The sequence below is a fragment of the Mycolicibacterium sarraceniae genome (assembly GCF_010731875.1).
Lineage (GTDB): Bacteria > Actinomycetota > Actinomycetes > Mycobacteriales > Mycobacteriaceae > Mycobacterium > Mycobacterium sarraceniae.
The window spans coordinates 2,953,751-2,975,163 of the sequence record NZ_AP022595.1; the positions used below are offsets into that span (position 1 = coordinate 2,953,751).

Below are 21,413 nucleotides of genomic sequence, written 5' to 3' on the forward strand. Positions count from 1 at the left end.
CGATGAGCGCGCCGATGTTCTTCATGGCCGCGCTCATCGGTGTGCTGTTGTTGGCGGTTGCCGCACTTAGTTACCGGTTGTGGAAGCTGCGCCAGGGTGGCACTGCCGCGATTCTGCGCGATATCCCCGCGGTCGGCGGGCATGGTTGGCGGCACGGTGTCATCCGTTACCGCGGTGACGAGGCCAGGTATTACCGGCTCTCGAGCCTGCGGTGGTGGCCGGATCGCCGGCTGAGCCGGCGCGGACTCGAGGTGATCTCGCGGCGGACTCCCCGCGGGGACGAGTTCGACATCATGAGTGACGAGATCGTTGTGCTCGAACTGCACGACACCACGATCGACCGCTGGCGCGGATACGAGATAGCGCTGGACCGCGGTGCGCTCACGGCGTTCCTGTCCTGGGTCGAATCCAGCCCGTCGCCGCGGGCGCGCCGCACGGCGTGAGCTAGGTCTTCTTGGGTCCGTCGGCCTTCGCGCCGCCGGGCTGCCAGAGCACATCGCCGTCGGGGTTGGCCACCCGCGACAGGATGAACAACAGGTCCGAGAGCCGGTTGAGGTAGCGCGCGGGGAGCGCGCTGACGGTGTCGGGGTAAGCCTTGACCGCGACCCACGCCGAGCGCTCCGCACGCCGGGTCACGGTCCGCGCGACATGCAGAAGAGCCGACAGTGCGGTACCGCCGGGCAGGATGAACGAGTTCAGCGCCGGCAGCGCCTCGTTGTAGTGATCGCACCACCCCTCGAGCCGCTCGACATACGGCGGGGTGATCCGCAGCGGAGGGTACTCGGGGTTCTCGGCGACCGGGGTGGACAGGTCCGCACCCGCGTCGAACAGGTCGTTCTGGACCTGCAGCAGCACCGTGCGCAGGTCGTCGTCGGGCCCGCCCAGAGCGACGGCCACGCCGATGGCGGCATTGGCCTCATCGCAGTCGGCATAGGCGGTCAGGCGGGGATCGTTCTTCTCGACCCGTGAGAAATCACTCAGCCCCGACGTGCCGTCGTCGCCGGTACGGGTATATATGCGGGTCAAGTGCACTGCCATGGGGGAGACGGTACCGGCCGAGTGCGCCGATGTAGGGCCCCACTCCACTAAACTAACGACCGTGGGAGAGCGTTTCGTGGTGACCGGCGGCAACCGGTTGTCAGGCGAAGTGGCTGTCGGGGGCGCAAAGAACAGTGTGCTCAAGCTGATGGCCGCAAGTCTGCTGGCCGAAGGCACCACGACCATCACCAACTGCCCAGACATTCTCGACGTGCCGCTGATGGCCGAAGTCCTGCGTGGCCTCGGCGCGAACGTCGAGCTCGACGGCCCGACAGTGCGGATCACATCGCCCGAGGAACCCAAGTACGAAGCTGACTTCGCCGCGGTGCGCCAGTTCCGCGCGTCGGTGTGTGTCCTGGGTCCGCTGGTGGGCCGGTGCAAGCGGGCGCGTGTCGCGCTTCCCGGCGGTGACGCGATCGGTTCGCGGCCCCTCGACATGCATCAGGCCGGCCTGCGACAGCTCGGCGCGGACTGCAATATCGAGCACGGCTGCGTCGTGGCCACGGCCGAGAAGCTGCACGGCGCGGAGATCCAGCTCGAATTCCCGTCGGTCGGGGCGACGGAAAACATCCTGATGGCGGCCGTGCTCGCCGAGGGTGTCACCACGATCCACAATGCGGCGCGCGAGCCCGATGTCGTCGACCTGTGCGAGATGCTCAACCAGATGGGCGCCCAGATCTCGGGTGCTGGAACGCCGACGCTGACGATTACCGGCGTCCCACGGTTGTATCCGGCCGAGCACCGGGTGATCGGTGACCGGATTGTCGCGGCGACGTGGGGGATTGCCGCGGCGATGACCCGCGGTGATATCTCGGTCACCGGTGTCGATCCGGCTCATCTGCAGCTGGTGTTGCACAAGCTGCACGACGCCGGCGCCACCGTCACGCAGCACGACAACGGGTTCCGGGTGGTGCAGTACGAGCGCCCGAAGGCCGGAAATGTGGCGACGCTGCCGTTCCCGGGCTTTCCGACCGACCTTCAGCCGATGGCGATCGCCCTAGCCTCCATTGCCGACGGGACGGCGATGATTACCGAGAACGTGTTCGAGGCGAGGTTCCGGTTTGTCGAGGAGATGATCCGACTGGGTGCCGACGCCAGGACCGACGGGCACCACGCGGTGGTGCGGGGGATCCCGCAGCTGTCCAGTGCCCCGGTGTGGTGTTCGGACATCCGGGCCGGCGCCGGGCTGGTGCTTGCCGGGCTGGTCGCAGACGGAGAAACTGAAGTTCACGACGTGTTTCACATCGACCGCGGTTACCCGCTGTTCGTCGAGAATATGGTCCGACTTGGAGCTGAGATAGAACGCGTGTAGTGTGGGTGGCCGGCCAGCCGCGCCGGACCCGGAGACGGGAAGGCAGCGGTAGTTGACGCCGACAAGAAAATCAAGTAAGCTGGCAGGGTTGCCTGCTGGCGGGTGTCAGCCGGGTGTGTTGTTTGAGAACTCAATAGTGTGTTTGGTGGTTTTTTTAGTTTGTTGTTGTTTTTTGCTGCATCCTGGTACCCCCGTGTTGGGGTGTGGCTTTTTTGATGCCAGTTTGTGTGGTGTCTGTTGTTTGGTTTCAGGCTTGTTCTGATTGAATTCTGCCTTGCCTTTGGGTGAGGGGTTTTTGTTTGGAGAGTTTGATTCTGGCTCAGGACGAACGCTGGCGGCGTGCTTAACACATGCAAGTCGAACGGAAAGGCCCTTCGGGGTACTCGAGTGGCGAACGGGTGAGTAACACGTGGGTGATCTGCCCTGCACTTTGGGATAAGCCTGGGAAACTGGGTCTAATACCGAATATGATCATCGGCTTCATGGTCGGTGGTGGAAAGCTTTTGCGGTGTGGGATGGGCCCGCGGCCTATCAGCTTGTTGGTGGGGTAATGGCCTACCAAGGCGACGACGGGTAGCCGGCCTGAGAGGGTGTCCGGCCACACTGGGACTGAGATACGGCCCAGACTCCTACGGGAGGCAGCAGTGGGGAATATTGCACAATGGGCGCAAGCCTGATGCAGCGACGCCGCGTGAGGGATGACGGCCTTCGGGTTGTAAACCTCTTTCACCTACGACGAAGCGCAAGTGACGGTAGTGGGAGAAGAAGGACCGGCCAACTACGTGCCAGCAGCCGCGGTAATACGTAGGGTCCGAGCGTTGTCCGGAATTACTGGGCGTAAAGAGCTCGTAGGTGGTTTGTCGCGTTGTTCGTGAAAACTCACAGCTTAACTGTGGGCGTGCGGGCGATACGGGCAGACTTGAGTACTGCAGGGGAGACTGGAATTCCTGGTGTAGCGGTGGAATGCGCAGATATCAGGAGGAACACCGGTGGCGAAGGCGGGTCTCTGGGCAGTAACTGACGCTGAGGAGCGAAAGCGTGGGGAGCGAACAGGATTAGATACCCTGGTAGTCCACGCCGTAAACGGTGGGTACTAGGTGTGGGTTTCTTCCTTGGGATCCGTGCCGTAGCTAACGCATTAAGTACCCCGCCTGGGGAGTACGGCCGCAAGGCTAAAACTCAAAGAAATTGACGGGGGCCCGCACAAGCGGCGGAGCATGTGGATTAATTCGATGCAACGCGAAGAACCTTACCTGGGTTTGACATGCACAGGACGTGCCTAGAGATAGGTATTCCCTTGTGGCCTGTGTGCAGGTGGTGCATGGCTGTCGTCAGCTCGTGTCGTGAGATGTTGGGTTAAGTCCCGCAACGAGCGCAACCCTTGTCTCATGTTGCCAGCACGTAATGGTGGGGACTCGTGAGAGACTGCCGGGGTCAACTCGGAGGAAGGTGGGGATGACGTCAAGTCATCATGCCCCTTATGTCCAGGGCTTCACACATGCTACAATGGCCGGTACAAAGGGCTGCGATGCCGTGAGGTGGAGCGAATCCTTGTAAAGCCGGTCTCAGTTCGGATCGGGGTCTGCAACTCGACCCCGTGAAGTCGGAGTCGCTAGTAATCGCAGATCAGCAACGCTGCGGTGAATACGTTCCCGGGCCTTGTACACACCGCCCGTCACGTCATGAAAGTCGGTAACACCCGAAGCCGGTGGCCTAACCCCTTGTGGGAGGGAGCCGTCGAAGGTGGGATCGGCGATTGGGACGAAGTCGTAACAAGGTAGCCGTACCGGAAGGTGCGGCTGGATCACCTCCTTTCTAAGGAGCACCACGAGACTCAGGCCCGCCCACATCGTGTGGGGGTTCGGTGACTTGAGCGATTCGTTGGATGGCCTTTCATCTGTAGTGGGTGGGGTCTGGTGCACAACAAACGTGGCTGTTCGGCGGGGATGCCGGCGGCGGAATCATGAGACACACTATTGGGCTTTGAGACAGCAGGCCCGTTTTTCCTGGCCCCTTCTGCGGGGTGGGAGGCGTGTTGTTGCTCCACTTTGGTGGTGGGGTGTGGTGTTTGATTTGTGGATAGTGGTTGCGAGCATCTAGCACGCAAATGTTGGCGTCGGTTCCCGTAGGGGGGGTTGGCGTGGTTTGTGTGTTGATGTGCAATTTCTTTTTTCGAATTGGTTTTTTGTGTTGTAAGTGTTTAAGAGCGCATGGTGGATGCCTTGGCACTGGGAGCCGATGAAGGACGTGGGAGGCTGCGTTATGCCTCGGGGAGCTGTCAACCGAGCATTGATCCGAGGATGTCCGAATGGGGAAACCCGGCACGAGTGATGTCGTGTCACCCACACCTGAATACATAGGGTGTGGGGGGGAACGCGGGGAAGTGAAACATCTCAGTACCCGTAGGAAGAGAAAACAAGTAAGTGATTCCGTGAGTAGTGGCGAGCGAAAGCGGAGGATGGCTAAACCGTATGCATGTGATACCCGGCAGGGGTTGTGTGTGCGGTGTTGTGGGGCCTGTCTTCTCAGATCTGCCGGTCTGGGCTGCAGTGAGAAAAGAATGTGTTAATCGAAGTGGCCTGGGATGGTCTGCCGTAGTGGGTGAGAGCCCCGTAGGTGAAAACATGTTCTCTGTGGTGATGGGTACCCGAGTAGCAGCGAGCCCGTGGAATTTGCTGTGAATCTGCCGGGACCACCCGGTAAGCCTGAATACTTCCCAGTGACCGATAGCGGATGAGTACCGTGAGGGAATGGTGAAAAGTACCCCGGGAGGGGAGTGAAATAGTACCTGAAACCGTGCGCTTACAATCCGTCAGAGCCCTCCTTCGTGGTGGGGTGATGGCGTGCCTTTTGAAGAATGAGCCTGCGAGTCAGGGACATGTCGCGAGGTTAACCCGTGTGGGGTAGCCGTAGCGAAAGCGAGTCTGAATAGGGCGTATCCAATCCGTAGGGGTTGGTGTAGTGGTGTGTTCTGGACCCGAAGCGGAGTGATCTACCCATGGCCAGGGTGAAGCGCGGGTAAGACCGCGTGGAGGCCCGAACCCACTTAGGTTGAAGACTGAGGGGATGAGTTGTGGGTAGGGGTGAAAGGCCAATCAAACTCCGTGATAGCTGGTTCTCCCCGAAATGCATTTAGGTGCAGCGTTGCGTGTTTCTTGCCGGAGGTAGAGCTACTGGATGGCCGATGGGCCCCACAGGGTTACTGACGTCAGCCAAACTCCGAATGCCGGTAAGTGAGAGCGCAGCAGTGAGACGGCGGGGGATAAGCTCCGTTCGTCGAGAGGGAAACAGCCCAGATCGCCGGCTAAGGCCCCTAAGCGTGTGCTAAGTGGAAAAGGATGTGCAGTCGCAGAGACAACCAGGAGGTTGGCTTAGAAGCAGCCACCCTTGAAAGAGTGCGTAATAGCTCACTGGTCAAGTGATTGTGCGCCGATAATGTAGCGGGCTCAAGCACACCGCCGAAGCCGCGGCATTCAACGTGAGTTGGATGGGTAGGGGAGCGTCCTGCACACCGGTGAAGCAGCCTGGTAATGGAGCTGTGGAGGGTGTGGGAGTGAGAATGCAGGCATGAGTAGCGATAAGGCAAGTGAGAACCTTGCCCGCCGAAAGACCAAGGGTTCCTGGGGCAGGCCAGTCCGCCCAGGGTGAGTCGGGACCTAAGGCGAGGCCGACAGGCGTAGTCGATGGACAACGGGTTGATATTCCCGTACCCGTGTATGAGCGTCCCTGATGAATCCATTCTGCTAACCGCCCAAAAGGTGGTCGACCAATCCCTTCGGGGAGCGGGGATCACTGGCTGCGCGGGACCCGGGTGGGTAGTAGTCAAGCGATGGGGTGACGCAGGTAGGTAGCCGTACCAGTCAGTGGTAATACTGGGGCAAGCCCGTAGGGAGTTGGATAGGTAAATCCGTCCAGCACATATCCTGAGAGGTGATGCATAGCCGAGTGAGGCGAATTCGGTGATCCTTTGCTGCCAAGAAAAGCCTCTAGCGAGCACACACACGGCCCGTACCCCAAACCAACACAGGTGGTCAGGTAGAGAATACCAAGGCGTACGAGTGAACTATGGTTAAGGAACTCGGCAAAATACCCCCGTAACTTCGGGAGAAGGGGGACCTCCTACTGTCATGGCACGTGCTGCCGGCAGCGGTGGGGGGTGGCACAAACCAGTGAGAAGCGACTGTTTACTAAAAACACAGGTCCGTGCGAAGTCGCAAGACGATGTATACGGACTGACGCCTGCCCGGTGCTGGAAGGTTAAGAGGACCCGTTAACCCTTACCGGTGAAGCGGAGAATTTAAGCCCCAGTAAACGGCGGTGGTAACTATAACCATCCTAAGGTAGCGAAATTCCTTGTCGGGTAAGTTCCGACCTGCACGAATGGCGTAACGACTTCTCAACTGTCTCAACCATAGACTCGGCGAAATTGCACTACGAGTAAAGATGCTCGTTACGCGCGGCAGGACGAAAAGACCCCGGGACCTTCACTATAGCTTGGTATTGGCGTTCGGTTCGGTTTGTGTAGGATAGGTGGGAGACTGTGAAACTCACACGCCAGTGTGGGTGGAGTCATTGTTGAAATACCACTCTGATCGTATTGGACTTCTAACCTCGGACCGTATATCCGGTCCAGGGACAGTGCCTGGTGGGTAGTTTAACTGGGGCGGTTGCCTCCTAAAATGTAACGGAGGCTCAAAGGTTCCCTCAACCTGGACGGCAATCAGGTGTTGAGTGCAAGTGCACAAGGGAGCTTGACTGCGAGACGGACATGTCAAGCAGGGACGAAAGTCGGGACTAGTGATCCGGCACCCCCGAGTGGAAGGGGTGTCGCTCAACGGATAAAAGGTACCCCGGGGATAACAGGCTGATCTTCCCCAAGAGTCCATATCGACGGGATGGTTTGGCACCTCGATGTCGGCTCGTCGCATCCTGGGGCTGGAGCAGGTCCCAAGGGTTGGGCTGTTCGCCCATTAAAGCGGCACGCGAGCTGGGTTTAGAACGTCGTGAGACAGTTCGGTCTCTATCCGCCGCGCGCGTCAGAAACTTGAGGAAACCTGTCCCTAGTACGAGAGGACCGGGACGGACGAACCTCTGGTCCACCAGTTGTCCCACCAGGGGCACCGCTGGATAGCCACGTTCGGACAGGATAACCGCTGAAAGCATCTAAGCGGGAAACCTTCTCCAAGACCAGGTTTCTCACCCTTTTAGAGGGATAAGGCCCCCCGCAGACCACGGGATCGATAGACCAGACCTGCACGCACCGCAAGGTGTTCAGGGGACTGGCACTAACCGGCCGAAAACTTACAACAACCAAAACAACAAACCAGTTGATTCGGACACTGTAAAAACACACACAACGACGCCCGCAACCACACCACATACACACAACACCACACCCCACCACCAAAACACAGAACTCCCCCACAAGGGACCACTCAAAAACGAGTGAATAAAGTTACGGCGGCCATAGCGGCAGGGAAACGCCCGGACCCATCCCGAACCCGGAAGCTAAGCCTACCAGCGCCGATGATACTACCCAACAGGGTGGAAAAGTAGGACACCGCCGAACACAATTTAAGTCCTGTGCCCCCCAATTTCGATTGGGGGGCACAGGCATTTGTGTATGTGGAACTAATCAAAGAGCGAAAGATCGGCCGGCATTCGGCTTTTCTCCAACGCCAAAAGCGTACGCTTGCGATCAATTCCGCCGCCATATCCGGTCAACTCGCCGGTCGAACCGATAACGCGATGGCAGGGCACAATGATGCCGATTGGATTTCGGCCATTCGCCAATCCCACCGCTCGCGAGGCACCGGGTGATCCGATTTGCATCGCGATTTCACCATACGATCGCGTCTCCCCATACGGAATGGTGCGAAGCGCCGCCCACACTTTTCGCTGGAATTCCGTCCCGGCGAGGTTCAGGTCGAGGTCGAATTCTGTGAGTTCGCCGGCGAAATAGGCCGCTAGCTGCGCGACTGCCTCGGCGAATACCTCGCCCTCGGCCGGCTGCCACTCGGACCGGTCCGGCTCATGGGTTTGATCCACCATCCGCAGATGCATCAACGCGGATCCGGTGCCGGCCAGCGTGAGCGGCCCGACCGGGCTGTCGATCGTTCGGTAGTGCATTGTCGTCGTCACATCGTCTCCTTCGGTGGCCACTGATTCACGGAGTGGTCCAGAGTTGTCCAAAGATGCTGCACCGCGTATGACCGCCACGGTCGCCAGCGTGCACTATGCGCGGTGAGCGCCCGCACCTTGGTTGCCAACCCGAGTTGTTCGGCCGCCATTCGCACACCGAGATCGCTGGCGGGGAAGGCGTCGGGATCACCCAGCCCGCGCATCGCTACGATCTCGGCGGTCCAAGGCCCGATGCCGGGCAGCGCCAGCAGTTGCCGACGTGCTTGCTCCCAGTCGCAGCCAGGATTCACAGTCAGTTCATCGCTCGCCAGCGCCGAGATCAGCGTGGTCAGCGAGCGTCGGCGGGCGGTGGGCATGGCCAGATGGGCCGGGTCGATATCGGCCAGCTGCGCGGTGCTGGGGAATGTGTGGGTCAGGCCGCCGTGCGGATCGGTCACCGGGCTGCCGTAGGCGCTGACCAGCCGGCCTGCGTGGGCACGCGCCGCCTTGGTCGACACCTGCTGGCCGAGCACGGCCCGCACCGCCAGCTCCTCTTCGTCGACGGTCCGCGGGATGCGCTGCCCGGGCGCCTTGGCCACGACATCTCGCAGGTCGGCGTCGGCGTCGAGCACAGTGATGACGGCCTCGGGGTCGGCGTCGAGGTCCAACAACCGCCTGCACCGGGCGATCGCCGTCGCCAGATCGCGGACCTGCTCGAGCACCAGCGTGCACCGGACGTGGTCGGGCTGCGGTGTCAGGCTGACCACGCCATAACCCGAGGGCAGTCGCAGGGTGCGACGGTAGGCCCCGTCCCGTACTTCCTCGCAGCCTGGCACCGCACCGGCCGCCAGGTGGCCGGACACGCCCTCGTAGGCGAACGGCGTCCGTACCGGTAGTCGTAGTGACAACGCCTGCCCGCCCGGTGCGCTGTCGTGCCGATCTCGGTGGATGGTCCTGTGCCGCAACGTTGTCGGCGGCATATCGCAGGCAGCCCGAATCGTGTCGTTGAACTGCCGGATACTGGCGAAACCGGCCGCGAAGGCGATATCGCTGAACGGCATGTCAGTAGTCTCGATGAGTACCCGTGCCGTCTGCACCCGTTGGGCCCTGGCCAGGGCCAGCGGGCCGGCACCGACTTCGGCCTGCAGCATCCGTTCGAGCTGGCGGGTGGTGTAGCCCACCCGGGCGGCTAGGCCGGTGACGCCCTCGCGGTCCACCGCGCCGTCGGCGATCAGTCGCATCGCGCGGGCCACCGCGTCACCGCGGACGTTCCATTCGGGTGATCCCGGTGAGGCGTCCGGGCGGCACCTCTTGCAGGCTCGGAAGCCCGCTCGTTGGGCGGCCGCCGAGCTGGGATAGAAGCAGACGTTGCGGGCCAGCGGGAGGCGAACCGGGCAGCTGGGCCGGCAGTAGATACCGGTGGTCTTGACCGCGGTGACGAACCAACCGTCGAAGCGTGAGTCCCTGGACTGCACGGCCCGGTAGCAGTGGTCGAAATCGTCATGCATATCTCGACTTTTACACGTCGGCACCGACAGCACTAGCGGAAAACCGACATCGTGGTCGTGCTGCCTGTTTCACGGCTTCTTGGTTAACACACAGCAGTTGGCGGTGTGAGTCTCAATGTTCGCACCGTTAGCTACCCGTCGCGAGCTGCCCACCCCACAGCCGAATCGACGATGCGCTCGAGCAGGTGTGCAGCGAATACGACTCCGCCCCCCCCCTATGGATTCCACGCGTATCCGCAGACCGCTCCCGGCCATGTGGCCGCCATCGGCTACCTGCTGGGGCTCGACGACGTCCCCGATGTCGCCACCGCGCGGGTGGTGGAGATGGGCGCATTCGATCACGTCACCCGTCACGGGTTCTATAGGTCGAGGGGGCGGTTGTGCTGGACTCCTCGCGTCAAACCTTCGGCGTGCCGGGCGGACCGGGGGTATTCGCCAACGACCCTGGTCTGAAGGCAGCCCTTGACGTACTGAATTCGCATTGGCCCTGGACGATTTCGTGGGCAGAGCTACAGCAGGAGACGGTAACCCGACTCAGGGGCGCAGGCAGTCCGGCGGGTGCGGGATTACCGGTGCGCATCGACGAACTGCTGAACGTTCTGATCCTCAACGGAACGGCGCGCTATCGTCTCGACCCCGTCTCGGCCGATGCGACGACAACGGGCACCGACGAGCCTTCGAGACTCATGGCAGAGCTGAGCCAAAGGGAGGCCGAGGCGGTGACATTCAATCGCTGGCGCGAAGTGTTCTCGCTATCGGCGGCCGACCGGCTCCTTGTTGCGCTGCTGGACGGCACACACTACCGAGACATCTTGCTGGACGGTCTGCTCGCGGCCGCTCGGCACGAACAGATCCAGATCGACGACGAGGAACTCTGCGCTCAGATCGACCCTCTGCCTCAGCGATTGGCGATGATGCGGCTCTGTAGGGGCTGATCACCCCAAGCCGAGTTGCTCACCAGGTCCAAGAAGGTGGGCGACGGTCTGCCGTTGATCAGATGATCCAGGTGGGCGGGGAACGAGAACAGCGGAGCCGTCATCGGGTTGGCCCGGGCGTCGACAGCGATCGCGTACCCCAGATCGTGGCGTGGCCATACCGCGTGCACCCGTTCGGCGAAGCCGCGCGACAGCCGCTGCGTGTCGAACCCGTTGATGCCCAACACGATTCCGAGGTGTGGTGTGTTCCCGGAGGAAGCGGGCCGCGGCATCGGCTCCGTCGACCTCAAAGCGCTGGTCGGCACTGCCGAAGTCAGTGACACCCAACCCGAGCCCGCCGCACCAGGGGCTTGCGGGCCATGTACCCCTCGGATCAGGACACCGTCCGGTGGCCGGATTCAGGCGGGCACCGCCAGCCGGGTCGGCGCGTCGTGGCCGCGCAACGTCACCGCGTCACCGAGGGTCCAGTGGGCGCGCTCCTGCTCGCTGGCATTCTCGACCGCCACCGCCGACGCCAACACGCGGCTGTCGGCGGACTTGGCCAGCTCCGAGAGGCGGGCGGCCTCGTTGACCGGTCCGCCGATCACCGTGTACTCGAATCGCTCGTTGGCGCCTACGTTGCCGGCCACCACCTGCCCAGCCGTGACCCCGATGCCCGCGGGGCATTCGGGTACCTCCCGCTCGAGCCGCCGCATGATCGTGCGGGCCGCGCGCAGTGCCTCGTCCTCCGGGTTGTCCAGGCTGACGGGGGCCCCGAAGATCGCCAACGTCGCGTCGCCTTCGAACTTGTTGACGATCCCGCGGTGGCGGTCGACCTCCTCGACAACGACGGCGAAGAACCGGTTAAGCAGTTCGACCACGTCGATCGGCGGCAACGCGCTGACCAAGTGGGTGGACTGGACGATGTCGACGAAAAGCACTGCCACATGGCGCTCTTCGCCGCCGAGGGTGGGTCGCTGCAGTTCGGCCGCCGCGGCGACCTCCCGTCCGACATGGCGGCCGAACAGGTCGCGCACCCGCTCGCGTTCCCGAAGCCCGTTCACCATCGAGTTGAAACCCCGTTGCAGTTCCCCGAGCTCGGTGCCGTCGAAGACGACGAGGTTGGCCGTGAGGTCCCCGTCCTCGACGCGTTTGAGCGCCGAGCGAACCACGCGGACCGGAGTTGCGGTGAGCCAGGCCAGAATCCACATCAACATGAACCCGAACACCAGGGTGGCCAGCGAGGTGATGAGGATCGCGACTTCCAACTGAGTCTTGGTGAGGTTGTCCAGGATCAGCGAGAACAGCGCGGTCAGGCCGATTCCGATCACGGGCACACCGGAGCCCAACATCCACACCGTCATCGTGCGGCCCATGATGCCGGGGGCCAGGCGGTGCGGGGGTCGCCCCGCCGCGAGCGCCTGTGCCGCGACCGGGCGCAGTGCGAACTCGGTGAATAGGTAGGCACCGGTGGAGACCAGCACGCCGCAGAACCCCACCCCGAGCGCGATCTGGGGAATGAAGTCAGTGTTGTAGAGCCCGTAGAGAACGGTGAACGCCGCGGTGCCCACGGCCCAGAGCGTCAGCTGGGCCAACGCGATCCGCCAGGGTGTGAAGAACGCTTTGCGCTGATCGGCTCGTGTTGGCACCCGCCCGTCGACGGCCCATCGGAGGTCGTTGACCGTGCGGGTGGTGATCCACCAGGTGCCGAACGCCAGCGCGAACGTCGCATAGGCGGGCGCCAGCGCATAGGTGAGCCAGGGTGGCACGTCGGTGAACACGCTGGGCACCGGATACGCCACGGTCACCAGCAGCGCCGCCACCAGGATTCCGATCACGTTCACCGTCAGCAGCGACACGGTGACCAGCGTCTGGATCCGCACCCGCCGACGGGGCGGGCTTTCGTTCACCCGGCCCAGCAGCAATGATCCGTAGGCCGGTGCGCCGACCAGCCGACCGCTTTGCCGGGTGAGCCGTTCCAGAACCCGGCCCAACCGCTGCGCAACGCTGGGGTGGGAAATCATGGTGGCGTCAGCCTAAGTCGCCGCAGGCGCCAGACCCTAAGCTTGTGCGGTGCGCCTCGTGATCGCTCAATGCACCGTCGACTATGTCGGCCGTCTCACCGCCCACCTCCCGTCTGCTCGCCGGCTACTGCTGATCAAGGCCGACGGTTCGGTCAGCGTGCACGCTGACGATCGCGCCTACAAGCCGCTGAACTGGATGAGCCCGCCGTGCTGGCTCACCGAGGAGGCACCGGATGATTCTTTGCCGGTATGGGTAGTGGAGAACAAGACCGGCGAGCAGCTTCGCATTACGATCGAGAGCATCGAGCACGACTCGAGCCATGAGCTCGGGATCGATCCCGGGCTCGTCAAGGACGGTGTCGAAGCCCATCTGCAGAAGTTGCTGGCCGAGCACATCGAGCTCCTGGGCGGCGGCTACACCTTGGTTCGCCGGGAGTTCATGACCGCGATCGGTCCGGTGGACATCTTGTGCCGCGATGACGCGGGCCGCACGGTAGCTGTGGAGATCAAGCGCCGGGGTGAGATCGACGGGGTCGAGCAGCTGACGCGCTACCTCGAACTGCTCAATCGCGACAGCCTGCTGGCGCCCGTCAGCGGTGTGTTCGCGGCCCAGCAGATCAAGCCGCAGGCGCGCACGCTTGCCACTGATCGCGGGATACGTTGTGTCACTCTCGACTACGACGTCATGCGCGGTATGGACAGCGACGAGTTCCGGCTCTTCTGATGCCGCGCCGCCGGCCGGACCGTCGTAAGGGGAGCGACTTTCCGCCGCTGCCCGGTCCGCGCCGGGTCGAGGTCGGTGCCGACGGGTTCGACTACGAGGTGCGGCCGATCCCTGGGTCGCGTGCCGTCAAGAACTATCGGTGTCCCGGATGCGATCACGAAATCCACTCGGGCACAGCACATGTCGTGGTGTGGCCGGTCGATCAGGGGGAGCCGGGGCTAGGCGAGCGGCGGCATTGGCACACTGCGTGCTGGGCCAACCGCGCCAACCGCGGTCCGACCCGGAAATGGTCCTAACGACTAGTGCGAGGCGTCCGGCTCAACGAGTTCCACCAGGACGCCACCGGCATCCTTGGGGTGGATGAAGTTGATGCGCGAGTTCGCCGTTCCGCGTCGTGGTGCGTCGTAGATCAACCGGACGCCCTGGCCGCGCAACTGTTCGGAGATCGCGTCCAGATCGCTGACCCGATAGGCCATCTGCTGGATGCCGGGGCCGCGCTTGTCGATGAACTTGGCGATCGTCGAGGTCTCGTCCAGCGGGGCCATCAGCTGGATCTGCGCGCAGTCGGGCGCAGCGTTCTTCAGCGACAACATCGCCTCGCGAATACCCTGGTCTTCGTTGATCTCCTCGTGCACCAGGATCATGCCGAGGTGCTCGTGATACCACTGAATTGCCGCATCGAGATCCGGCACCGCGATGCCGACGTGATCGACAGCGGTGACGAGAGCACTGGCCAGGACTGGACGGGCGTCAACTTGCTCAGCGGTCATAACGCAAAGGTAACCTAACCAGATCGGATTCAACTACTGGGGGATCCGTGGATAGCCGCATCGAAGCGGCTCGAAACGCGCATGGAGGCAGGAATGACGACGTCGGTGATCGTTGCTGGAGCTCGCACTCCCATCGGAAAGCTGATGGGCTCCCTCAAAGATTTCTCTGGTAGCGACCTGGGCGCGATCGCCATTGAGGGCGCGCTGGAGAAAGCGGGAGTGCCGGCGTCACTGGTCGAGTACGTGATCATGGGCCAGGTGCTGACCGCCGGTGCCGGCCAGATGCCGGCCCGCCAGGCGGCCGTCGCCGCCGGGATCGGCTGGGACGTGCCCGCGCTGAGCATCAACAAGATGTGCCTGTCCGGCATCGACTCGATCGCGCTCGCCGACCAGCTCATCCGGGCCGGTGAGTTCGACGTCGTCGTCGCCGGTGGCCAGGAATCGATGACCAAGGCGCCGCACCTGCTGGTAAACAGCCGTGAGGGCTACAAGTACGGCGATGTCACGGTGCTCGACTCCATGGCGTACGACGGCCTGCACGACGTCTTCACCGACCAGCCGATGGGCGCCCTGACCGAGCAGCGCAACGACACCGACAAGTTCACCCGCCTCGAGCAGGACGAATTCGCCGCCACCTCGCATCAGAAGGCCGCCGCGGCCTGGAAGGACGGGGTGTTCGCCGACGAGGTCGTGCCGGTGAAGATCCCGCAGCGCAAGGGTGACCCGATCGAGTTCGCCGAGGATGAGGGCATCCGGGCCAACACCACGGCCGAATCGCTGTCGGGGCTGAAGCCCGCGTTCCGCAAGGACGGCACCATCACCGCGGGTTCGGCGTCCCAAATCTCCGACGGCGGATGCGCTGTCGTGGTGATGAACAAGGCCAAGGCGCAGGAACTGGGCCTGACGTGGCTGTGTGAGATCGGTGCCCACGGTGTGGTCGCCGGCCCAGATTCCACGCTGCAGTCCCAGCCGGCCAACGCGATCAAGAAGGCCATTGCGCGCGAGGGCATCAGCCTCGATCAGCTCGATGTCATTGAGATCAACGAAGCGTTCTCCGCCGTCGCGCTGGCCTCGACTCGCGAGCTCGGGGTGGACGCCGAGCGCGTCAACCGCAACGGCGGCGCAATCGCGGTCGGCCACCCGATCGGGATGTCCGGCGCGCGTATCACGCTGCATGCGGCGCTGGAGCTCTCCCGGCGCGGCTCGGGCTACGCGGTGGCCGCGCTGTGCGGCGCGGGCGGCCAGGGCGATGCGCTAATCCTGCGCGCCTGACGGGGTAGCGGTGGCCGCAGCAACGACGCAGCGTAGTAGCTGGCGCGTCGCTGCGGCACAATGGCGGCATGACGCGCACCTTTGATATCCGCAGCACGGCAGGGCGGTTCCGATTGGTGGCGCTGGCCGAAGCGGTGACCTGGGTCGGGCTACTGGTCGGGATGTACTTCAAGTACCTGGGCACCCCGCGCACCGAGGTCGGCGTCAAGGTCTTCGGCATGGCCCACGGGCTGGTGTTCATCGCTTTCGTGATCACTGCTCTCCTAGCTGGGATCGCCTGCTCGTGGGGCGTCGCGACGTGGGTGCTGGCGTTGCTGGGCAGCATCGTGCCGCTCGGCAGTGTGATCTTCCTCATATGGGCTGATCGGACGGCCAAATTGGGCGGTCGGGCGGCTCCCGCGGCTTCTTCTCAACCGCGCGATTCAGCGCGAACGGCGACGTGACAGACTTGGGTACGTGACGCGTCCACGCCCTTCGATCGGCCCCGCCTTAGCCGCCGGTGCCGTTGATCTATCCGGTCTCAAACAGCGGGCCCAGCAGCCCGCATCCGGCGGTGCGACCGCCCCCGGCGGCGGCACCGAGGTCACCGAGGCGAATTTCGAAGCCGAGGTGCTGGTCAAGTCCGGTCAGGTGCCGGTTGTGGTGGTGCTCTGGTCGCCCCGCAGCGATTCCGCGGTCCAGCTCGCCGAGGCGCTGGGTGCGCTGGCCGCCGAGGGCAACGGCACGTGGTCGTTGGCCACGGTGAACGTCGACGTGGTGCCGCGGGTGGCCCAGATGTTCGGCATCGAGGCGGTGCCCACGGTGGTGGCGCTGGCCGGTGGACAGCCGTTGGCCAGCTTCCAGGGCCCGCAACCCCCCGAGCAGCTGCGCCGCTGGGTCGACTCCCTGTTGTCGGCGACGGCCGGAAAACTCTCCGGCTCAGGTGATCCCGAAGGCGAAGCGGCCGACGATCCCGTGCTCGCACAGGCCCGCGACCTTCTGGAAGCCGGCGATTTCGCAGCCGCCGCGACCGCGTATCAGGCGATCCTCGATGCCGATCCAGGGAATGCCGAAGCCAAGGGTGCGCTGCGGCAGATGACCTTCCTGGAGCGCGCCACCACGCGCAGCCCGGACGCCGTCGCAGCATCGGATGCGGCACCAGACGATATCGAGGCGGCGTTTGCCGCGGCGGATGTGCAGATCCTCAACCAGGATGTGATTCCCGCATTCGACCGGCTGATCGCGCTGGTGCGCAAGACATCCGATGATGACCGCACGAAGGTGCGCACCCGGTTGATCGAGCTTTTCGAGCTGTTCGACCCGGCCGATCCCGATGTCATCACCGGCCGGCGCAACCTCGCCAACGCGCTGTACTAGACCTCAGGCTCGAGCCAGATCGCGGAGGTCGGCGGCAACACCAGCGTCGCCGACGCCGGTCTGCCGTGCCACGGCTCCTCGGTGGCCTCGACGGCTCCGAAGTTGCCCGCTCCCGCACCGTTGTAGATCGTCGCGTCGCTGTTGAGCACCTCGCGCCACGTTCCGCTGTGCGGCAGGCCGAGCCGGTAGCGGGTGTGCGCGGCACCGGAGAAGTTGAACACACACGCCAGCACGGAACCGTCACTGCCGTAGCGCAGGAAACTCAGCACGTTGTTGGCCGAATCGTTGGCGTCGATCCACGAGTAGCCGTCTGGACGGCTGTCCTGGCTCCACAACGCCGTACGCGTGCGGTAGATCGCGTTGATATCGGCGACGAATCGCAGAATTCCGTCGGAGTAGCTGTTTTCGTCGAGCTGGTACCAGTCGACGCCGCGTTCCTCTGACCACTCCGCCCGCTGGCCGAATTCCTGGCCCATGAACAGCAGTTGCTTACCGGGATGGGCCCACTGGTAGGCGAGCAGGCTGCGCAACCCGGCCGCCTTGACGTGGTCGTTGCCGGGCATGCGTCCCCACAGCGTGCCCTTGCCGTGCACCACCTCGTCGTGGCTGATCGGCAGCACGAAGTTCTCGCTGAACGCGTAGAGCAACGAGAACGTGAGCTCACCGTGGTGATAGGTGCGATAGATCGGGTCGCGGCTCATGTAGTCCAGGGTGTCGTGCATCCACCCCATGTTCCACTTCATCGAAAAGCCAAGTCCACCAAGGTTGGTTGGCCGTGTGACGCCGGGCCACGAGGTGGACTCCTCGGCGATCGTGACGATGCCCGGCGCCATCTTGTGGACAGTCGCGTTCATCTCCTGGAGGAACTGCACGGCTTCGAGGTTCTCCCGACCGCCGTAGATATTGGGCGTCCAACCACCGTCCGGGCGGGAGTAATCCAGGTAGAGCATGGACGCGACGGCGTCCACCCGCAGGCCGTCGATGTGGAATTCCTCCAGCCAATACAGGGCGTTGGCCACCAGGAAATTGCGCACCTCGGCGCGACCGAAGTCGAAAACGTAGGTACCCCAGTCGAGTTGCTCACCGCGACGCGGGTCGGAGTGCTCATAGAGTGGCGTGCCGTCGAAGCGGCCCAGCGCCCAGGCGTCCTTGGGGAAGTGTGCGGGCACCCAGTCGACGATCACGCCGATACCGGCCCGGTGCAGGGTGTCCACCAGCAGCCGGAACTCGTCGGGTGTGCCGAACCGTGACGTCGGGGCGTAGTACGACGTCACCTGATAGCCCCACGAGCCGCCGAAGGGGTGTTCGGCGACCGGCAGGAGCTCGACGTGGGTGAAGCCCTGTGCCAGAACGTAATCGGTGAGCTGTTCGGCGAGTTCGCGATAGCTCAGGCCGGGTCGCCACGAACCGAGGTGAACCTCGTAGGTGCTCATCGGCTCGAACACCGGGTTCTGCGCCGCGCGCTGCGTCAGCCAGTCGGCGTCGTCCCAGGTGTATTCCGAGGTGAACACCCGCGACGCGGTGTGCGGCGGGACCTCCGTCGCGAAGGCGAACGGGTCGGCCCGGTCGGTGACCGAACCGTCGACCCCGTGCACCCGAAACTTGTAGAGCCCGTCGGCGGGGAAGTCGGGCCAGAACAATTCCCACACGCCGCTGGAGCCGAGCACGCGCATCGGGGCGTCATTGCCATCCCAATGATTGAACTCGCCGATCAGGTTGATGCCCTTGGCGTTCGGCGCCCACACCGCAAATGACACACCGTTGACGACACCGTCGGCGGTGGTGAACGAGCGCGGATGCGCGCCCAGGATTTCCCACAGCCGCTCGTGGCGTCCCTCGCCGAACAGGTAGAGGTCCATCTCGCCGAGCGTGGGTAGGAACCGATAGCCGTCGGCGACGGTGATGGTGTGCCCGCCCGGATAGGTGACCTGCAACCGGTAGTCGACCAGGTTGGTGAACGGCAGTGCCACCGCGAAGATGCCGGAATCGATGTGCGCCAGCGGGTGACGTTCGTCGCCGATCACGGCCACCACCTCCTCCGCGTGCGGTTTGAGCGCGCGGATGATGGTGTGGTTGCCGTACTCGTGGGTGCCCAGGATGCTGTGCGGGCTGTGGTGCACACCGGCGACCAGCCTGGCCACCTCGGCGGGATCGGGTGCCAGATGCGGGCTGGCGAGCTTGTCTGTTCTCGTCATTGCCAGGGCTCCTTTGTAGTTCGCGTCATTCCCGCCGCAGCAGACTTGCTCTCTGCTCCTGCGGGATCAACGGCATGTTCACAACGTGCGCGACGGCGCGCGAGGGCTCTAGTCGCACATAGTTCGACTGTCCCCACTGGTATTCCTCTCCGGTGATCTCGTCCCGGACCCAGAACCGGTCGTAGGGGTGCATGCCCAATGCGTCCATATCCAGCCATAACGTGCCCTCTTCGGGGCCGAATGGGTTCAGTGACACCACCACCAGCACAGTGTCGCCGGAGACCGGATCGAACTTGCTGTAGGCCAGCAATGCGTCGTTGTCGATATGGTGGATCGTGATCGTGCGCATCTGGCATAGCGCCGGGTGCACGCGTCGGATCTCGTTGAGGCGCTTCAGAAACGGCTCCAGTGACCGGCCCTGTTGCAGGGCTGTCTCGAAGTCGCGTGGCCGCAGCTCGTACTTCTCGGAGTCCAGGTACTCCTCGCTGCCTTCTCGTACCGGCAGGTGCTCGAACAGCTCGTAGCCTGAATACACCCCCCAGGACGTGCCCATCGTCGCGGCCAGCACGGCCCGGATCGCGAACATCCCCGGGCCGCCCTGCTGCAGGCTTTTGTGCAGGATGTCGGGGGTGTTGACGAACAGGTTGGGCCGCGTGTAGTCGGCGTGTTCGGCGATCTGGCGGCCGAACTCCTCGATCTCCCACTTCGCCGTTCGCCAGGTGAAATACGAATACGATTGGGTGAAGCCGAGTTTCGCCAGACCGTTCAGCCGGGCCGGCCGGGTGAAGGCTTCGGCAAGGAAGAGCACGTCGGGGTCGATCGATTTGACCTGACTGATCAGCCATGCCCAGAAGTTCGGTGGCTTGGTGTGCGGGTTGTCCACCCGAAAGACCTTGACGCCGTGGTCCATCCAGTGCCGAACCACCCGCAGTACCTCGTCATAGAGGCCGCCGGGATCGTTGTCGAAGTTCAGCGGATAGATGTCCTGGTACTTCTTGGGCGGGTTCTCCGCGTAGGCGATGGTGCCGTCGGGCAGCTCGGTGAACCACTGCCGGTGGTCCTTGGCCCACGGGTGATCCGGGGCGCACTGCAGCGCGAGATCCAGCGCCACCTCCAGACCGTTGTCGCGTGCAGCGGCCACGAATCGGTCGAAGTCATCGATCGTCCCAAGATCGGGATGAACGGCGTCGTGGCCACCTTCGTCGCTACCGATTGCCCAAGGTGATCCCACGTCGCCGGGCTCGGCGGTCACGCTGTTGTTGCGGCCCTTGCGGTGCACCTTGCCGATCGGGTGGATCGGCGGCAGGTAGACGACGTTGAATCCCATTGCCGCCACCCGCGGCAGCGTCGCCGCCGCGGTGGCGAAGGTGCCGTGCACCGGCGTTCCGTGCTCGTCACGGCCGCCGGTGGAGCGGGGGAACAGCTCGTACCAGGCGCTGCAGCGCGCCAGCGGGCGATCCACCCAGACCCCGTACGTGGCGCCGCGGGTCACCAGTTCGCGCAGCGGGTACTGCGCCAGCAGCTCGGTGACGTCATGCGAGAGCGCCAGCGCCGCGCGGGTCAGCGGGTCGCCGGGCTCGCGCAGTGCGGCCGAGGCGTCCAGCAGCGGTGCACGCCGATCACGGGGCACACCGGTGGCCGCCCGCGCCAGCAGACGTGAGCCCACCAGCAGATCGTTATCGAGTTCCGATTCGCCTTGACCGGCGTTGAGTTTCACGGTGACGGCATGCCGCCAGGTGGTGATCGGGTCGCCCCAGCCGTCGATTCGAAAGGTCCAGAGTCCCACCCGGTCGGGCACGAATTGGCCGTGGAACAGATCCGGTGTGCGGCCGGTCGCCATCGCGTGCAACTGGGGCTTCACCCTGCCGGCGGCCGGCGCGGCCGCGGCAGGGCCGGCGCCTTCGGGCGCCTTGACCCGGCGGGCCGGATTAGCCCCCAGCTGCGGGTAGGACGTTCCGAGGTAGCGGACCACTAACGTCGCCGCCACCGCGTCGTGACCCTCGCGCCAGACCGACCCTGATACCGGCACCACTTCGCCGGCGACCGCTTTGGCGGGGTAAGCACCGCAGGACACGACGGGCGCGACGTCATCGATCTCGATACGACCGGGCACCCAACACTCCATTCCTGAACCTGTGCGGCGTGGTCTGCCCCGCGCCGGCTCCGTCGGTCTTCTCGTT

At 63.8% G+C, this 21,413-nt stretch carries 16 protein-coding genes and 3 rRNA genes; 11 read left to right on the forward strand and 8 right to left on the reverse strand.

Annotated features, from left to right (window positions below; translation table 11 throughout):
• Nucleotides 1–2 precede the first annotated feature (2 nt).
• Complete coding sequence (locus G6N13_RS14630; protein ID WP_163698090.1) at nucleotides 3–443, forward strand: DUF2550 domain-containing protein; 441 nt, start codon at nucleotides 3–5, stop codon at nucleotides 441–443.
• 1 nt (nucleotide 444) lies between these two features.
• Here G6N13_RS14630 and G6N13_RS14635 read toward each other — a convergent pair whose 3' ends face one another.
• A complete protein-coding gene (locus G6N13_RS14635) occupies nucleotides 445–1,038 on the reverse strand; it encodes a cob(I)yrinic acid a,c-diamide adenosyltransferase (protein ID WP_163698092.1) in 594 nt (197 codons plus the stop codon).
• 61 nt (nucleotides 1,039–1,099) lie between these two features.
• Between G6N13_RS14635 and murA the strand changes: the two genes are divergently transcribed.
• The 4 genes from murA (at nucleotide 1,100) to rrf (ending at nucleotide 7,919) form a co-directional block, all read left to right on the forward strand.
• Complete coding sequence (gene murA / locus G6N13_RS14640; protein ID WP_163698093.1) at nucleotides 1,100–2,350, forward strand: UDP-N-acetylglucosamine 1-carboxyvinyltransferase; 1,251 nt, start codon at nucleotides 1,100–1,102, stop codon at nucleotides 2,348–2,350.
• A gap of 296 nt (nucleotides 2,351–2,646) precedes the next feature.
• Nucleotides 2,647–4,165 (forward strand): 16S ribosomal RNA (locus tag G6N13_RS14645).
• A 375-nt stretch (nucleotides 4,166–4,540) separates the two neighbouring features.
• Nucleotides 4,541–7,659 (forward strand): 23S ribosomal RNA (locus tag G6N13_RS14650).
• Nucleotides 7,660–7,806: 147 nt separating this feature from the next.
• A 5S ribosomal RNA gene (gene rrf / locus G6N13_RS14655) occupies nucleotides 7,807–7,919 on the forward strand.
• The 16S, 23S and 5S rRNA genes sit together here, the layout of an rRNA operon.
• Before the next feature lie 62 nt (nucleotides 7,920–7,981).
• Here rrf and G6N13_RS14660 read toward each other — a convergent pair.
• On the reverse strand, nucleotides 7,982–8,479 hold the full coding sequence (locus G6N13_RS14660; RefSeq protein WP_163702129.1) for a methylated-DNA--[protein]-cysteine S-methyltransferase: 498 nt from the start codon (nucleotides 8,477–8,479) through the stop codon (nucleotides 7,982–7,984).
• An 8-nt stretch (nucleotides 8,480–8,487) separates the two neighbouring features.
• Nucleotides 8,488–9,978, reverse strand: a complete 1,491-nt coding sequence (locus G6N13_RS14665) for a DNA-3-methyladenine glycosylase 2 family protein (protein WP_163698095.1) — start codon at nucleotides 9,976–9,978, stop codon at nucleotides 8,488–8,490.
• A 572-nt stretch (nucleotides 9,979–10,550) separates the two neighbouring features.
• Between G6N13_RS14665 and G6N13_RS14670 the strand changes: the two genes are divergently transcribed.
• On the forward strand, nucleotides 10,551–10,913 hold the full coding sequence (locus G6N13_RS14670) for a class I SAM-dependent methyltransferase (RefSeq protein WP_163698098.1): 363 nt from the start codon (nucleotides 10,551–10,553) through the stop codon (nucleotides 10,911–10,913).
• Here the strand turns inward: G6N13_RS14670 and G6N13_RS14675 are convergent.
• On the reverse strand, nucleotides 10,877–11,185 hold the full coding sequence (locus G6N13_RS14675) for a hypothetical protein (RefSeq protein WP_235677769.1): 309 nt from the start codon (nucleotides 11,183–11,185) through the stop codon (nucleotides 10,877–10,879). The genes G6N13_RS14670 and G6N13_RS14675 overlap by 37 nt on opposite strands.
• Nucleotides 11,186–11,311: 126 nt before the next feature.
• On the reverse strand, nucleotides 11,312–12,916 hold the full coding sequence (locus G6N13_RS14680) for an adenylate/guanylate cyclase domain-containing protein (RefSeq protein WP_163698099.1): 1,605 nt from the start codon (nucleotides 12,914–12,916) through the stop codon (nucleotides 11,312–11,314).
• Between the two features lie 49 nt (nucleotides 12,917–12,965).
• On the opposite strand from G6N13_RS14680, the gene nucS reads away from it, so the two are divergent.
• The gene (gene nucS / locus G6N13_RS14685; protein WP_163698102.1) at nucleotides 12,966–13,640 is read left to right on the forward strand and encodes an endonuclease NucS; all 675 of its coding nucleotides are present in this window, start codon (nucleotides 12,966–12,968) and stop codon (nucleotides 13,638–13,640) included.
• Entirely contained in the window at nucleotides 13,640–13,936 is a 297-nt protein-coding gene (locus G6N13_RS25175; protein ID WP_235677770.1) for an Rv1322 family protein, read from the forward strand. Before nucS ends, G6N13_RS25175 begins: the two co-directional genes overlap by 1 nt.
• Nucleotides 13,937–13,939: 3 nt before the next feature.
• Here the strand turns inward: G6N13_RS25175 and mce are convergent, their stop codons facing one another.
• Nucleotides 13,940–14,410, reverse strand: coding sequence for a methylmalonyl-CoA epimerase (gene mce / locus G6N13_RS14690; protein WP_163698104.1), 471 nt, complete (start codon nucleotides 14,408–14,410; stop codon nucleotides 13,940–13,942).
• A 93-nt stretch (nucleotides 14,411–14,503) separates the two neighbouring features.
• Between mce and G6N13_RS14695 the strand changes: the two genes are divergently transcribed.
• The 3 genes from G6N13_RS14695 to G6N13_RS14705 all read left to right on the forward strand — a co-directional run bounded on the left by G6N13_RS14695 (nucleotide 14,504) and on the right by G6N13_RS14705 (nucleotide 17,038).
• Nucleotides 14,504–15,682, forward strand: coding sequence for an acetyl-CoA C-acetyltransferase (locus G6N13_RS14695; RefSeq protein WP_163698106.1), 1,179 nt, complete (start codon nucleotides 14,504–14,506; stop codon nucleotides 15,680–15,682).
• A gap of 68 nt (nucleotides 15,683–15,750) precedes the next feature.
• Nucleotides 15,751–16,125 (forward strand): DUF3817 domain-containing protein, encoded by a 375-nt coding sequence (locus tag G6N13_RS14700; protein WP_163698108.1) that lies wholly within the window; start codon nucleotides 15,751–15,753, stop codon nucleotides 16,123–16,125.
• A gap of 13 nt (nucleotides 16,126–16,138) precedes the next feature.
• Nucleotides 16,139–17,038 carry a tetratricopeptide repeat protein gene (locus G6N13_RS14705; RefSeq protein WP_163698110.1) on the forward strand — a complete coding sequence of 300 codons (900 nt, stop codon included), beginning with the start codon at nucleotides 16,139–16,141 and terminating at the stop codon, nucleotides 17,036–17,038.
• Here the strand turns inward: G6N13_RS14705 and glgB are convergent.
• The gene (gene glgB / locus G6N13_RS14710) at nucleotides 17,035–19,233 is read right to left on the reverse strand and encodes a 1,4-alpha-glucan branching protein GlgB (protein WP_163698112.1); all 2,199 of its coding nucleotides are present in this window, start codon (nucleotides 19,231–19,233) and stop codon (nucleotides 17,035–17,037) included. The two genes, G6N13_RS14705 and glgB, sit on opposite strands and share 4 nt — an antisense overlap.
• A gap of 25 nt (nucleotides 19,234–19,258) precedes the next feature.
• Nucleotides 19,259–21,346 carry an alpha-1,4-glucan--maltose-1-phosphate maltosyltransferase gene (locus G6N13_RS14715; protein WP_220096756.1) on the reverse strand — a complete coding sequence of 696 codons (2,088 nt, stop codon included), beginning with the start codon at nucleotides 21,344–21,346 and terminating at the stop codon, nucleotides 19,259–19,261.
• Nucleotides 21,347–21,413: the final 67 nt, after the last annotated feature.

Excerpts from the sequence above, each read along its gene's own strand:
- G6N13_RS14635 (WP_163698092.1), bottom strand. The coding sequence starts at position 1,038 with ATGGCAGTGCACTTGACCCGCATATATACCCGTACCGGCGACGACGGC.
- mce (WP_163698104.1), bottom strand. The coding sequence starts at position 14,410 with ATGACCGCTGAGCAAGTTGACGCCCGTCCAGTCCTGGCCAGTGCTCTC.
- G6N13_RS14660 (WP_163702129.1), bottom strand. The coding sequence starts at position 8,479 with ATGCACTACCGAACGATCGACAGCCCGGTCGGGCCGCTCACGCTGGCC.
- glgB (WP_163698112.1), bottom strand. The coding sequence starts at position 19,233 with ATGACGAGAACAGACAAGCTCGCCAGCCCGCATCTGGCACCCGATCCC.
- G6N13_RS14700 (WP_163698108.1), top strand. The coding sequence starts at position 15,751 with ATGACGCGCACCTTTGATATCCGCAGCACGGCAGGGCGGTTCCGATTG.
- G6N13_RS14695 (WP_163698106.1), top strand. The coding sequence starts at position 14,504 with ATGACGACGTCGGTGATCGTTGCTGGAGCTCGCACTCCCATCGGAAAG.
- G6N13_RS14680 (WP_163698099.1), bottom strand. The coding sequence starts at position 12,916 with ATGATTTCCCACCCCAGCGTTGCGCAGCGGTTGGGCCGGGTTCTGGAA.
- G6N13_RS14630 (WP_163698090.1), top strand. The coding sequence starts at position 3 with ATGAGCGCGCCGATGTTCTTCATGGCCGCGCTCATCGGTGTGCTGTTG.
- G6N13_RS14665 (WP_163698095.1), bottom strand. The coding sequence starts at position 9,978 with ATGCATGACGATTTCGACCACTGCTACCGGGCCGTGCAGTCCAGGGAC.
- G6N13_RS14675 (WP_235677769.1), bottom strand. The coding sequence starts at position 11,185 with ATGCCGCGGCCCGCTTCCTCCGGGAACACACCACACCTCGGAATCGTG.
- G6N13_RS25175 (WP_235677770.1), top strand. The coding sequence starts at position 13,640 with ATGCCGCGCCGCCGGCCGGACCGTCGTAAGGGGAGCGACTTTCCGCCG.